This is a genomic window from Neobacillus sp. DFD-2R (assembly GCF_057747865.1).
Genome location: NZ_CM173228.1, coordinates 741,155 through 756,060, shown reverse-complemented (window position 1 = coordinate 756,060; position 14,906 = coordinate 741,155). Strand labels below are relative to the sequence as shown.

12 protein-coding genes are annotated in these 14,906 nt (G+C 38.4%); 4 read left to right on the top strand and 8 right to left on the bottom strand.

Annotation, left to right across the window (positions count from 1 at the left end; genetic code table 11):
* Nucleotides 1–55: 55 nt before the first annotated feature.
* The 3 genes from AC3ANV_RS03575 to AC3ANV_RS03565 all read right to left on the bottom strand — a co-directional run bounded on the left by AC3ANV_RS03575 (nt 56) and on the right by AC3ANV_RS03565 (nt 3,728).
* Complete coding sequence (locus AC3ANV_RS03575; RefSeq protein WP_488312311.1) at nt 56–973, bottom strand: cation diffusion facilitator family transporter; 918 nt, start codon at nt 971–973, stop codon at nt 56–58.
* A 321-nt stretch (nt 974–1,294) separates the two neighbouring features.
* The gene (locus tag AC3ANV_RS03570) at nt 1,295–3,367 is read right to left on the bottom strand and encodes a heavy metal translocating P-type ATPase (RefSeq protein ID WP_488312310.1); all 2,073 of its coding nucleotides are present in this window, start codon (nt 3,365–3,367) and stop codon (nt 1,295–1,297) included.
* Nucleotides 3,360–3,728 (bottom strand): ArsR/SmtB family transcription factor, encoded by a 369-nt coding sequence (locus AC3ANV_RS03565; RefSeq protein ID WP_488312309.1) that lies wholly within the window; start codon nt 3,726–3,728, stop codon nt 3,360–3,362. Before AC3ANV_RS03565 ends, AC3ANV_RS03570 begins: the two co-directional genes overlap by 8 nt.
* 61 nt (nt 3,729–3,789) lie before the next feature.
* Here AC3ANV_RS03565 and AC3ANV_RS03560 point away from each other — a divergent pair, with 61 nt between their 5' ends.
* From AC3ANV_RS03560 to AC3ANV_RS03550, 3 genes are all read left to right on the top strand, one after another.
* Nucleotides 3,790–4,509 carry a YqjF family protein gene (locus AC3ANV_RS03560; RefSeq protein ID WP_488312308.1) on the top strand — a complete coding sequence of 240 codons (720 nt, stop codon included), beginning with the start codon at nt 3,790–3,792 and terminating at the stop codon, nt 4,507–4,509.
* A gap of 129 nt (nt 4,510–4,638) precedes the next feature.
* Nucleotides 4,639–4,779, top strand: coding sequence for a hypothetical protein (locus AC3ANV_RS03555; RefSeq protein WP_488312307.1), 141 nt, complete (start codon nt 4,639–4,641; stop codon nt 4,777–4,779).
* Between the two features lie 295 nt (nt 4,780–5,074).
* Complete coding sequence (locus tag AC3ANV_RS03550) at nt 5,075–5,254, top strand: DUF3896 family protein (RefSeq protein WP_488312306.1); 180 nt, start codon at nt 5,075–5,077, stop codon at nt 5,252–5,254.
* A 60-nt stretch (nt 5,255–5,314) separates the two neighbouring features.
* Here the strand turns inward: AC3ANV_RS03550 and AC3ANV_RS03545 are convergent, their stop codons facing one another.
* From AC3ANV_RS03545 to AC3ANV_RS03525, 5 genes are all read right to left on the bottom strand, one after another.
* A complete protein-coding gene (locus AC3ANV_RS03545) occupies nt 5,315–7,525 on the bottom strand; it encodes a heavy metal translocating P-type ATPase (protein WP_488312305.1) in 2,211 nt (736 codons plus the stop codon).
* 83 nt (nt 7,526–7,608) lie between these two features.
* Complete coding sequence (gene copZ / locus AC3ANV_RS03540; protein WP_488312304.1) at nt 7,609–7,815, bottom strand: copper chaperone CopZ; 207 nt, start codon at nt 7,813–7,815, stop codon at nt 7,609–7,611.
* 180 nt (nt 7,816–7,995) lie between these two features.
* The gene (locus tag AC3ANV_RS03535; RefSeq protein WP_488312303.1) at nt 7,996–9,396 is read right to left on the bottom strand and encodes a HAMP domain-containing sensor histidine kinase; all 1,401 of its coding nucleotides are present in this window, start codon (nt 9,394–9,396) and stop codon (nt 7,996–7,998) included.
* Complete coding sequence (locus AC3ANV_RS03530; protein ID WP_488312302.1) at nt 9,374–10,087, bottom strand: response regulator transcription factor; 714 nt, start codon at nt 10,085–10,087, stop codon at nt 9,374–9,376. Before AC3ANV_RS03530 ends, AC3ANV_RS03535 begins: the two co-directional genes overlap by 23 nt.
* A gap of 48 nt (nt 10,088–10,135) precedes the next feature.
* Nucleotides 10,136–11,428, bottom strand: coding sequence for a VTT domain-containing protein (locus AC3ANV_RS03525; RefSeq protein ID WP_488312301.1), 1,293 nt, complete (start codon nt 11,426–11,428; stop codon nt 10,136–10,138).
* A gap of 266 nt (nt 11,429–11,694) precedes the next feature.
* Between AC3ANV_RS03525 and AC3ANV_RS03520 the strand changes: the two genes are divergently transcribed.
* Complete coding sequence (locus AC3ANV_RS03520; protein ID WP_488312300.1) at nt 11,695–14,820, top strand: efflux RND transporter permease subunit; 3,126 nt, start codon at nt 11,695–11,697, stop codon at nt 14,818–14,820.
* Nucleotides 14,821–14,906 lie beyond the last annotated feature (86 nt).

Here is a 14,906-nt window from a genome sequence, read left to right as displayed (position 1 = left end):
TCTCTCATGAAAAAACAGCAATCCCGTCATGGAAATTGCTGTTTTTTCGTAGGTTTTAAATGGTCCCCTCAGGCTGGAGTGAACAACTAAAGGTACCTTTTTCTATTTGAATCGTGGCATGCTCAATACCGAATAAATCGTGTAATTCCTTCGTCAATTTTTGAAGCAGCTCATCGTTATCTTCCATTTCCGACCGAATGATATGAACGGTTAAAGCCGCTTCAGTTGTGCTCATTCCCCACACATGCAGGTCATGAACTTCTAAAATCGTTGGTATATTTTTTAAATAGTTCTTAATTTTCCTGATGTCAATTCCTTCCGGTACAGCGTCCAGTGATAAATTAATGGACTCCTTTAATAACCCCCATGTACCGAAGAGAATGACAATTGAAATTACAAGGCTTACTAATGGGTCGAGCCATTGCCATCCGGTCCAAAGAATCACAAAACCTGCGATGACTACACCGAGAGAAACGACCGCATCTGCTGCCATATGCATAAAGGCTCCACGAATGTTAAGGTCATTTTTCCTCCCTGACATAAAGAGTAACGCTGTAATGGTATTAATTACAATCCCGATGAGCGCAACAATGATAACTGTTTGGCCTGCAACCGGCTGCGGGTCTGAAAACCGTTGAATCGCTTCCAGAGCAATCGCGCCAATCGCGACAAGGAGAAAAACGGCGTTGAATAACGCTGAGAGAATGGAACTTCTTTTATATCCATATGTCCGTTTCTCCGACGGTGCCTTTTTCCCAAGCCACACCGCAATCCAAGCAATAACTAAACCAAGTACGTCACTAACGTTATGTCCTGCATCAGCAAGTAAAGCTAAAGAATCTCCTAAGAAACCGTATAAAATTTCAACAATAATATAAATTGTGTTTAAAATAATTCCAAAGCCAAAGGCAAAGCCATAATTGGCCGGGCCGTGACTATGTCCATGGTGGTGATGGTGATGGTGATGTGACACCCTTAAAAATCCCCCTTAATAAGAGCTCTCTATGGATTCGCAAATAACCGGTCTTGGTAACTGTAGGATATGCTGAAAAGCTAAAATGTTTGCGAAAACCGCTCTTTTTCTTATCTATATTTTTACGAAAGGCTCTTTTCGTAAACTTTGTTGCTTTTGAAACTTAATAAAGTTCATTTACTAAGTTTCTAGGCAATTTTCGCAAATGTTCATACGAAAAGATGCCACTAAGCTTCTAATTATACGGGTTGATAAATTTATACGAAAAACAACAATCTATGCGAAAATAGCCTTTCGGAACATCCGTGAAAGGCAGAAAAACTAATCCTTCACCCTCAAAAGCCTTAATCCGTTTAAAGTAACCAGCAAGGTCGTTCCCATATCTGCAAAAATGGCAATCCATAATGTCAGCCAGCCCGGCACCACTAGTAAAAGCGCCAATAGCTTAACCACAATCGAGAAAGTGATATTTTGTTTAATAATTTGTAAGGTTTTACGGCTTAGCTTAATTGTAAAAGGAAGCTTCGTAAGGTCGTCATTCATTAAGGCAATGTCTGCTGTTTCCAGCGCGGTATCGGTGCCTGCACCGCCCATGGCGATTCCGACTGTAGCTGATGCAAGTGCCGGTGCATCATTGATACCGTCGCCGACCATTGCTACGCTGCCAAACTGTTTCTTTATTTTCTTTACTGATTCGAGCTTATCCTCCGGGAGCAGCTCCGCTTCAAGACGGCTCACCCCAACTTGACGGCCAATCGCCGCTGCAGTTGCCTGATTGTCACCGGTTAACAGAAAAGTTTGCTTAATCCCAAGCTGATGAAGTCGCTCTACAACTGAACGGCTGCTTTCACGTACTTCATCGGCTACGGCGATGAGAGCTAGAATTTCTTTATCCGTACCGGCTATCATGACGGTTTTGCCTTGATTTTGCAGATGGGCGATTTGCTCCTTAATCTCTATAGGAATGGATTCAAACAATTTCAGGTTGCCGATGAAAAATTCCGTTCCATTAATAGAACCGGTTAATCCTTTTCCTGTTATGGATGTAAAATGTTCAACAGAATAATCAAGTAATAGTCCGTCTGCTTTTTTTATAATGGCAGACGCGAGCGGGTGTTGTGACTTGCTTTCGATAGCAGCAATCATCGCGAGAAGCTCACCGGGTTCCATTTTACCAAAATGAATGAAATCTGTTACGACAGGTACTCCTTTTGTTAACGTACCGGTTTTATCAAAGGCAATTGCCTTTAAGGCCCCGGCTTCTTCTAAAAAGCTGCCGCCTTTAATAAGCACGCCGTTTCTTGCTGCATTGCCGATGGCACTTACGATTGATACAGGGGTTGAAATGACGAGCGCACATGGGCAGCCGACGACTAACACGGCAAGCCCTTGGTAAATCCACTCTTTCCAGCTTGCAGCGAAGAAGAGCGGCGGGACGAGAGCGACTAAAGCGGCTATCACCATGATCACCGGTGTGTAGTACTTCGCAAAACGGTCGACAAACCGCTGGGAAGGGGCTTTTTCTCCCTGTGCTTCTTCAACCAAATGAACAATTTTTGCAATCTTTGTATCCTTGGTGAGCTTGGTTACCTTTACCTTTAAAAAACCTTCTTCATTTAATGTCCCGGCAAACACTTCATCATCGATGGCTTTTTCAACGGGTACCGATTCGCCGGTGATGGCCGCTTGATTGATCGCTGAAGCACCCTCGACAATAACACCATCCATGGCAATCATCTGCCCCGGCTTAATAAGCAGGATGTCGCCGATCTCAATATCCTCGGCTTGCAGTGTAAGCTCTTTTCCGTTTCGCACCACAACTGCTTCGGTTGGCGCCATTTCCATCAAGGAGCGAATCGATGCCCGTGCTTTATCCATCGAATAGCTCTCAAGCACCTCACTGATGGCAAACAAAATGACTACCACGGCACCTTCACGCCACTCACCAATAATGGCGGCCCCGATAATCGCAATCGTCATCAGTGTTTTCATATCAAATTCAAGCCGCAGCAGATTTTTGATGCCTGTTTTAAAAAGAGGGAATCCACCTAGTAAAATCGCTGCTGCAAAAAGAATGTTTTCAGAAAATAGATAGCCCAAAAGCAGGAACATAAGTGATAGGCCAAGATGGGAAAAACGTTTCCAGAAAGGTTCTTTCGGAATCAGCTGCCATTTTTCTTTATCAGGATAAAGAATTAATTTTTCAAATGCACCTGCTTCTTCTAATTCCGCAATTGTTGCATTTCCATAGACTGTTAGTTTTGAAGCACCAAAATTTACACTTGCGTCAACAACACCATCCAGGTGTTTTACGTTCTTTTCGAACGTTTGGGCACAGCTGCTTCAGGAAAAGCCTTGAACGCGATAAACTTGTTTTTCAGTTGTTTCATTCACGCCCTGCCACCTCCTCCTGATGCTTAATCGCGATGTGGATTAATTGTTTTACATGTTCGTCATCAAGGGAATAATAAACGAGCTTGCCATCTTTACGGAATTTTGCAAGGCCCAATCTTTTTAAATGACGCAGGTGATGGGAAGCCGTAGCTGTTGTTGCCCCGACAATGTTGGCCACATCGCATACACACAGCTCATCTTCAATCGTTAGCGCATAAGCAATTTTCATTCGCGTTTCATCGGATAATGCTTTAAAAATTGTCGTTACATCAAGGATATTTCTTTTATCAAGCTGCTGCTGTACACGGGTGGTTTTCTCTTTATCGATACAGGTAATTTCACACACATCATGATCCTTCAAGAGTGCACCTTCAATCATTCAAATTTTCGTTTGATTACATCATATTCAAATGATGGTTTGAATGTCAATTTTTTTGGAAAAGGATGCTGAAAAAATGGAGCAACGTCCTGAATCACCTTGGATAATGACGCAAACATGGGAAAATTTGCTGTTTGTACATTGGGAAATTAGTCCTCAGAAAATAAAGCCCCTTATTCCTCCGGAATTAGAATTGGATTTGTATAAGGGAAGTGCTTGGATTTCGGTTTTGCCATTTAAGGTAACCCATCAACGCTTTCAGGGGCTGCCGGAAATCCCGTTCCTTCATACATACTTGGAGTTGAATGTAAGAACATATGTGAAGTATAGAGGATTTCAAGGAGTTTATTTTTTTTCGCTGGATGCCAATCACCCGCTTACGGTATTGGGGGCAAAGGCGCTTGCATTACCCTATAAGCATGCAAAGATGAATATGTTTCAGCAAAATAAGGGGTTTGTTTTTAAGAGCAGGCGTGTATTCGGAAATAAGGGGTTTTCTGCTGTTTATGAACCTGTTTCTCCACCTATGCCCACCGAACCCGGAAGCCTTGATCACTGGCTGCTCGAGCGCTATTGTTTATTTACAAAATGGGGGAAACTATTGCTGCGCGGCGACATTCAACATGAAAAATGGGAAGTCTGTGAAGCGAAGGCCTTGCTTGAGGAAAATACGGTTACCCCTTTTGAAATGAATGGGAAGCCGGGACTCTTGCATTATTCCTGTAAAAAGGAAACCTTTATTTTGCCGTTTAAAAAAGTTTAAATCGGTTACTTTACATACCCTTCAACTTTAAACTTCATAATATTCACACCAAATATCCATTATTTCTGCAAATCTTTTCTTTATTATAAAGGTGAGGAAAAAATTCTAAAAAAATAGAGGTGAATGAACATGATGAGCCATTTTGGAATGATGGGTGCGGCTATGGGTATTTCAACTTGTATTCTAATGTGGATATTAAATCTTGTCATAATAGGTGGAGTCGTTTATTTTGCAATTAAATTAGCGTTGCGAAATCAAAAAATAAATTAAATTGGGTGCGGTTCATACTAAACGGCTCCTTTTCAAGAAAAAAACGATATACAGTTCTTTATTTGGGGGAATTCATAAAAGAGTTCACCCTTTTATTTTTAAGATAAATGAATCAAAAATATTAAGTTTCACCTTTTTGTAACCGTTTCTGTAAAAAGATTTGATATTTATCAATTAGAATAAAATCTATAAGGAAAAGAGAGGATGTGCTTTAGAAAAACTTTATAAAGGAATACTACTCAAGATAGCCGGAGAACCTTAGCATTTTCTTATAAACAAGAAAGGTGTGTTTCATATGAACTACCAAGAGGTTAAAGAGCAATTAGAGGTACAGAAACAAAATTTAGTTAAAAAACTAGAGAATACTAATTTATCAAAAGAGGAATATGAAAGCATTCAAATGTCTATTGATAATTATGAATATATAATAGATTTAACCGAAATGAATTATTATGAACGAGGTATTACTCATTAAAAATGGGAGCGAAAAAATTCGCTCCCTTTCTCTTTGATGCTTTTTCACATAAACACACTTCTACAATTTTACTTTTTGTAAACGTAATGCATTAAGAACAACGGATACGGAACTGAACGCCATGGCTGCACCTGCAAGCCATGGTGCCAGGAATCCAATTGCAGCGACCGGAATACCAAGTGTATTATAGGCAAGGGCCCAGAAAAGGTTTTGTTTAATATTGCGAATCGTCTTTTTACTCATAAAAATGGCATCTGCAATACTATTTAAATCCCCGCGAATAAGGGTTATATCTGCAGCTTCCATTGCGACATCCGTACCTGTACCAATGGCCATTCCAATATCAGCAACGGCAAGGGCCGGTGCATCATTGATTCCATCTCCGACCATTGCCACTTTTTTATCGTCTGCCTGTATATTCTTGATTTCATCTGCCTTACCTTCAGGAAGAACTTCAGCAATCACATTGTCTATACCCACTTGAGCGGCAATGGATCTTGCTGTCTGCTGATTATCACCTGTAATCATAATAACTTCAATTCCCATATCTTTAAGACGACTAATGGCCGTTTTAGAAGTTTCTTTAATCGTATCCGCTACAGCAACAATCCCGGCAAATTGCCCATTTATTGCAGCAAGCATTGCCGTTTTCCCGGCCCTTTCTAGTGCCTCCATCTGATCAAGAGCGTTCTCGACAGGCACGTTAAACTTATTCATTAACTTCCTTGTTCCAACTAACATCTCTTTTCCATCCACGATTGCTTTTATCCCAAATCCCGGGATCGCTTCAAATTCCGTTACATCCTTAAAGGATATTCCTTTATCTTTAATTCCTTGAACGATCGCTTGTGCCAGTGGATGCTCTGATTGTTTTTCAGCTGAACCAACCAGTGATAAAAATTCTTCTTCTGTTTGATTTTGGTCTGTAAAGATATCCGTTAAAACAGGTGTTCCGTTTGTAACCGTACCGGTTTTATCTAATACAACAGTAGAAATCCTATGTGTTAGTTCCAAATGTTCGCCGCCTTTAAACAGAATTCCATATTCCGCTGCACGACCCGATCCTGCCATGATGGAAGTTGGTGTCGCCAAGCCTAAGGCACACGGACAGGCAATAACCAGGACAGCAATCATTTTCTCTAGTGCCTCTGCAAAATCCCCGGGAGATACCCAAACATACCAAACCATAAAGGCTAGAACTGCGAGGGCAACAACAATCGGGACAAACACTCCGGATATCTTATCAGCAAGACGTTGTATTGGTGCCTTTGAACCCTGTGCTTCTTCCACTACTTTAATAATTTGAGCTAAAGCCGTATCTCTACCAACTTTTGTTGCCTCCACTTTTAAGAAACCATTTTTATTGATAGTAGCACCTATCACTTCATCACCAATACTCTTATCAACAGGAACACTTTCACCTGTCAGCATCGATTCATCAATAGCGGAGCGGCCATCAATGATTCTTCCATCCACTGGTATTTTTTCACCTGGTTTAATATGAAGAATATCGCCAACGACTACTTGTTCTATTGGTACCTCCTGTTCTATCCCTGCTCTTTCAATGGTAGCGGTCTTTGCTTGTAAACTCATCAGTTTTTTAATGGCTTCCGATGAACGTCCTTTAGCTTTCGCCTCAAAAAGCTTCCCAAGAATAATCAACGTAATAAGAATCGAACTTGTTTCATAGTAAAGTTCTACAGAGTGAGCATTACCACCAATTGACATAACTGAAAGATACAAGCTGTAAAAATATGCTGCTGATGTACCTAAAGCAACGAGAACATCCATATTGGCACTTTTATTTTTTACCGCTTTATAGGCACCAACGTAGAATTGCTTTCCAATATAAAATTGCACCGGAGTAGCCAAGGCCAACTGCACCCATGGATTCATAAACATTTTCGGCACCCAAATAAAAGAGGTGAATGAAAAGTGTCCAACCATTGCCCATAATAATGGAAATGAAAGAATTGCCGAAAAGATGAACTTTTTAGTTTGTTTTTCAATTTCCTTTTGCCGATGATCAATAGTGTCTTTCACATCTTCCTTTATATGAGCACCATAACCGAGGTTTTCCACCTTTTTAATGATTTCACCAGAAGTTAGTACCGTACTGTTGTACTCCACCGTCGCTTTTTCAAGTACCAAGTTCACATTTGCCTTCACTACACCATCTAACTTATTTAGACCCTTTTCGATTCGAGTAGCACATGCGGCACAGGTCATCCCGGAAATTTGCAAATTAGTTTCTTTTAAATACCGACTCATAAAAGTCAACCCCTTATACCCTGTATAGGTATATATTTTTGTGAAAAGAACGTGCTAGCAACTAGCACGTATTTTTCCAATCTTTATTTTACATCGTAACCTTGGTCATCGATTGTTTCTTTAATTTTATCTATAGAAATCTCTTGTTGATTAAACTCTACATCAACTTTAGCCGCCTTTAAATCTACCTTAACAGAGCTAACACCTTTAAGAGCTCCTACACTTCCTTCTACTGCATTAACACAATGACCGCAGGACATTCCTTTAACATTCAATGTTACCTTTTCCATGCAATGTTCACTCCTATAATGAGGATCAAGATGATCTTAAGTATTCATTATCAACCCTCTTTTGATTTTATATTACCATACCCCCCTACCCTATGTAAATGGGCGCTTTGGAATTTTTTCCGTTTTAATCCTGCTTTCAGTCCCTCCTTCTATTCCTGTTTCTGATGATTTCATTTTACTTTACCCTTTGTCCCCACTTTTTCCCTCAGTAAGTTTCCCATTGTAAATTGGCAAAAACAATTCAACTTCCGTCCCAGATCCTTCTTTACTTTTTATTTTAATTTCCCCTTTGTGCACTTTCATAATACTTTTGGCAATATGCAGACCTAAACCTGATCCTCCTGTTTCCCGGCTCCTTGCCTTATCCACCCGGTAAAACCGTTCAAAAATATTTTCTATCTCGTCCTGCGGGATTCCAATACCATAATCGATTACACGAATAATTGCATATTGTTTATTCTTTTCGAGGAACACCTCTATTTTGTCATTACTATATTTCATTGCATTATCTAACAAAATGATGAAGACCTGCTTTATCTTTAATTCGTCAGCATTTATGACGATTGGAGATTCATAAAAATGTAATTTAATTTCTCTCCTATACACATCTTTAAGTTGTTTTAAAATGCTTTGGCATAAACTTACCAAATTCACCTCATGAATTTCCAGTACACTTTCTTTTTCTAAGGTAGCTAATTCTAAAAAAGTTTCGGTCATTTTTTGAATTCGAGTTGCTTCTAAATGAATAGCTTGGATTGCCTCTTCAGCAATCTCCTTATTTTGGAATCCTTGCCTTCTAAGAAGATTTGCATAGCTTTTAATGACTGTTAAAGGCGTTTTTAATTCATGGGACGCATCAGAAATAAACTGTTTTTGTTTCTCCAAATTTTCTTGAAGCCTATTAATCATTCGATTAAATGTCCTTCCCATCATTTGGAGTTCATCTTTCGTCTTATTTTGAATGGCGATTGTCTTAGGAATACCGCTCTTTTCAATTTCCTCCATGGTTTTAATCATATTGGAAATCGGTCTCATGATTATATTAGCTAACCATCTTCCTCCAAGTAAGGACAATAAAGCAGCCAATATTGTACAAAAAACTAGAATTCCACGAAGAATTTCTTTTCTTGTTTCAAGCCCGATTAACCTTTCTCCAATTTCCAAACTCCCTTTTATTTGATTTCCATGATTAATCGGAACACGAACAACCAATACTTGCTCTTCACCGCTTTCCGCCGAGATCAAACGTGTTTGGGTTTGCTTTGTAATCGTGTATTTTCCTTTTATTTTTTTTGAGAGTTTCAAGTCATTTGTTACTTCATGCAGCACTTCGTTCTTCGGTTGCATAATTCTAATAAAGGAATGTTCGGTTAAATAATCTTTTAACTTTCCCTCTAAATTGTTAGTAGATTGGTTTGCATGGATGTCTTTTACTATATCCGCTGCCTTTTGAAAAAGGATATCCTCTTCCATATTTACTGTTGTTTTCATAAATAAAAAGAAGACCACGAAATTAATCAGCATTAATATACACAGCATCCAGGCAGTTGTTAAAAGATTAATTTTTGTTGTAATCTTCATCCGTCTTCTCCTTTATGGTAAAACCAATCCCTCGAACAGTAGTAATTAGCTGGGAAGAAAAGTCTTCATCAATCTTTTTTCTTAAGTGTCTTATAAAGACATCAATTACGTTTGTTTCACCTTCGTACTCATATCCCCAAACATTTATGATAATGTTCTCTCGTGTAACGACTTTATTTTTATTCATTACTAAATAAACCAGGAAGTCATACTCCTTTGGGGTTAACGAAATAGATTTTCCATCTCTTGTTACATCTCTTGTATCCAGATTTATTAATAGGTCTCCCACTGTCAATACTGACCCAACTTCCCTTAATTCCATTTTAGGATGATTGCGAATACAGGCACGAATTCGGGCTAATAATTCCTCAATTTCAAACGGTTTTGTAACATAATCGTTGGCTCCTTGGTCCAATCCTGCAACTTTATCAAATGTTGTATTTCGAGCCGTTAAAAGAATAACAGGCGTATTCCTGTCTTCCTTTCTTAATCTCCTTAATACCTCATTTCCACTTAATCCAGGCAACATGACATCCAATAAAATTAAATCGATTTCCGATTGGAAGGCGGTTTCTAATCCTGATTTACCGTCATGTTCCACTGTTACTTGATAACCCTCATATTCCATTTCCATTTTTAAGACACGCGCTATTTGAGTTTCATCCTCAATTACTAAAATATGTGTTTTCACTTCACATTCGCCCCTTTTGACCAATATCTAAGGCTTTATTTTCGTTAATCACTCATTTTTAAAGGAATACTTTTCCAAAATAAGCCGAAGCATTTCAAACAACAAGAAGTTAAAAAATATCCAAACACCGCCATATACATACCCACCGACAATATCACTTGGAAGTGTATTAGTTAACGCAATATTTGCAATCCCCAAACCAATAATCGCTAAAATTCCAAATAACGGTATAAATATCTGCATATAATTCTTTTTCGAATGACGGACAAGTAAAAATAAGCATGTTCCATAGATAATCATTATAATCGTAGCTCTTACATCAGGAAAATTTGCGGAGTGAAATTTCCCGACGAACCCAAATGATTGCAGGTAAGAAAATGCCTTCATGATCGAATCATGAAAAGGTTTCGCCCCCAAGATCGAAACGGCAAATAGAAGATATTCCAGCACTCTGTTTCGTCCTTTTCTCCAAATTCGAAAAATGGTAATCACGATAATAGCACCAAGTGCATACTGGGATTGAAATACTATAAAATCTTTCATCCAGTCCATATAAACGACAGACTTAACCATATATTCAGTAACTTCATTGAACTGAGTAAACTCATTATATAAATAGTCTTGAGCCAGTCCCAGCATCAAGATAACCATTCCAATTAAAACTAAAGTGAGAAAAATAAGAAAAATCTCAGTCGCTCTTACAGTTCTAAGTCGATCAATTAACCGTCTCAACAAATGAATAAAAAAGCCCTTGATTTGATTTTTATAAAACCGATATGCCAAATACCCTGCCAACAATAAGGCAAAAGCAATAATAAAAATAATTAAATATTTACTTGCAGCCTGATGGAAAACCTCCCAGCGAGGTCCTAACACTTTTCCTAGAGTAATAAAACAATATCCCCATAAAAATGAACCTGTATAGGCGGGAATGATAAATTTTCGAAACGGTATTCTAGAAATCCCCGAAACATATCCCGTAAAATGCCTAATCCCTGGAATGAAATAAGCAAAGACCAACAATTTACTGCCTGAACGTTCAAACCAGGCGGCTATTTTTTGATATCTTTCAGGCCCTAGATGGATATATTTACCGTATCTTTCAATTAATTTATATCCTCCTGCCCTCCCAATCCAATAGGTAGCTGTAATTCCTGCACCTCCTGCTAAAAAGACTGTTAATAGTGCCAAAATATAATTCATTTTCCCCTGAAATACAAAATACCCTGCGTAGCTCATTAAAAATTCACCGGAAATAGGAAGGGCCATGAGCTCAAGAAAAATGCCAACAAATAAAATTAGATAGCTGTGTTGCTCAAATAAAGTTATTAAATGTGACATATAAATGCCTCCAAAGTTTATAAAAAGAAAAAAATCTAAAGCAATATAAAACTTCAACTTTAGCTTATCTACAATGTAGCATGTTTTATCAATTCATTTTTCATCTTAATGAATTATTAATCTTATATTCAGAGAACGTACAGGTTATTTTTTTATACTTAGGTTGCCCAGTTTGGATCGCAATATCATTTATGAATTCATGACAAAAACTATAAAACTGCAAAGATCTATGGGTTTTAATGTTTATAAAATTTAGGAGGAACACGATGAAAAGATTAGTAGAGGCAACCATGCAAAGAGCCATACTTATGATTGTGTGCGTTGTCATTATTTTGGCTTGGGGAGGTATTTCCGCTTTTCAGATGCAACGGGATTATTTGCCTGGAATTAACAACACCACCCTAACAGTGAGTATGAGAGTACCCGGGTATCAAGCAGAGCAGGTAAAACAACAAGTCACCGATAATCTGGCAAGTGCCGTCAAAACAGTTGATGGTTTATCAAATGTCGAAACCACCTCTTATGACGGTGGATTATTTATGAGTTTGTATTTTCCAATGAATACAGATATGAAACAAGCAGAAGATCAAGTGAATAAAGCATTTGCGAATGCAAGTCTTCCGCCAACGATAACAAGTTCTCCTAGTGTAACACGATTAACTACCAGCTCATTCCCGATTTTGACTTACAGCGTAACAAGTTCGAAATTGGATGAACCAACTCTTCGCTCGACCGCAACGCAGGAAATTGTTAAACAATTAACATCTGTTCCAGGTGTCGCGGATGTTTCCGTGTTTGGTGGAGCAAAAGATGGATATGTATTAACCGTTCGAATGAAAGACTTAGCGAAAAGCGGATTAACCTTGGATGATGTGAATAAATCATTTTCTACGGCTCTTCCGATGATGCCACAAGGTAATATTGTAAACAACCAATTATCGATACCGGTATCTTTTGATGGACTTCAACTAACCCTACAGCAAATGGAAAACGCAACGATTAAGAATAAGGAAGGAAAAACGATTCCTGTTTCAGCGTTCGGTACCATTTCTCATTCTTTAAATGATGTAAAAACGGTTTCCAGAACAAACGGAGCACCAAGTGTTCAATTAAATGTCATCAAAACACCTTCTGCTAATATTACAGATGTAGCAGATCAAGTAAAAGACCGTGTCTCTCATCTACACTTGGATACAGTAAATCCAAAAGATGTTTCGTTTCAAGTTTTACTTGACCGAGAAAAAGAATTAAACAGCTCCCTTTTCGGATTAGTTCGAGAAGGCTTACTTGGCTGCTTATTCTCAATGATTTGTGTATTCTTCTTTTTCCGAAATGTAAGGTCAACCCTACTCATTGCGATTTCATTGCCAATTTCATTATTGGCTACAACAGCTATATTAAAAACAATGGGTATTACCTTGAACATTTTAACTGTTTCAGGTTTGATTGTAGCGATGGGACGTATTGTCGATGATTCGATTGTGATTTTAGACAATATGTATCGAAAACGGGAAGAATCGAAAGAGACATCTCTGCTTTCACTTCTTGCATCAGCTGTTTCAGAAATGATTCCGGCGATATTGGGTTCAACTCTAACAACAATCGCTGTCTATATTCCGATCGCTTTTGTGGGAGGAGTAATCAGTGCTTCGTATAGCGGATTTGCCTGGTCAGTCGTGATTGCTCTTATCATTTCCTTCTTTGTTGCAATGCTTGTTATCCCTGCACTTGCTTTTATGGGATGGAAGGGTGGAGAATCCACAAAACAAACTGTTAAACTTGATTCTGTAATGAAACCAATATTACAATCTGCCTTCAAACGTAAGAAAACAATGATTATTGGGTCTATATTAGTCTTTTTAGGTGCTGGTATTTATTCTGCTTTTCTGCCGGTAAATTTATTACCAAGTGCCAAAATCGGACAAATTGCGATTAAGGCAGAATTGCCAAAAGGGAGCACCCTGATACAAGTAGATTCAGAAGTCCAAAAAATTGAAAAAACGTTAAAAGGCAATCCAAAAGTCGATGCATATTCATCCAATTTTGGTTCTACCATGACACCACAAAGTGATGATGTATTTGACCAAGGCGGAGGATATATACAATATCCAAATGTGGCAAATTTATCAGTTGTATTGAAAAATGACAAGGATGCTGACTCTGTCATCAAACAATTACAAAACCAGCTTCCAAAGCTATCTAAAAATGTTACTTATACTGTAACAAGCCAGAATATTTCCGGTGATGACTCACAAATACGACTATTATTTACCGGGTCTGATCAGGCGACTTTAGATAATGCAGCCCAACAAGCGAGAACAAGCTTATCAAAAATTGCGGACTTAAGCGTAGATGGAAAAGTGGATTTAACAAATGGTTCGCCTAAGTACAAAGTCACCTTTGACGAAAAAGCGATTCAAGATAAAGGCGTGAAAATTTCTGATATATTAACAGTCATTAATCGGTATACGTCTCAATCAAAAGATGCGACCATCTCGATTGATCATAAATCACTTCCTGTGGACGAATATTTAGACCAAATTGCATCAGGGACAAATTCTACGATTACGGTAAAGGCATCTGCTAATGATGTTTTAGCTTCTCTTGACGCTGAAACGTTCAATGGAAATAAGGGTGAAACGGTTCGATTTAATCAAATTGCCAAAATTTCAAACGACACATCTTCTTCCACCATTAGCGAACGAGATGGTCAACCGTTCTCCCTTGTGACAGCACAGATTACAGCAAACGATATTAGTAAAGTATCCGATCAAGTGGATAAAACATTAAGCAGCATGAAACTGCCAAACGGTGTAACATATTCAATGGGAGGAATCTCCGAACAAGTAAAACAAATGATTTTTGATATGTCCGTTGCCGTTGCATTTTCTATACTTTTAGTATTACTGATTACTTCGTCTATTTTCAAAGGGTGGAAAGCACCACTTGCAGTTCTTTTAAGTATTCCGCTCGCTTTAAGCGGTGTTGTCATCGCATTGGTCCTTTTTGGCGGTCAATGGAACTTAGCAGCTTTAATCGGTGTACTCATGCTTACAGGTATTGTCGTAACAAACGGTATTGTATTAATTGATAAAATCGAAAGAAATCGAAAAGAAGGAATGGCTGTTAACGAAGCTGTGTTGAATGGCAGCCTTTCAAGGATTAGACCAATCTTAATGACAGCAGCAGCAACAATCCTTACTTTGATACCACTTGCATTTTCACATAATGCAGACACAGTTATTTCTCAAACACTCGGGATTGTAGTTATCGGTGGAATGGTAACATCAACAATCAACAGTTTTATTATCATCCCAATCATTTATGAGTGGTTGCATAAGAAATCAGTAACAAAAAATATAAGCTCAACTGATGCCAGAAGTGTTAGCTAAAAACTTTCATATGGATGCGGGATTTGATTTAAACACTTCGGCTTAATAGTACAAAACACCGGCTTATTACGTCGGTGTTTTTGTTT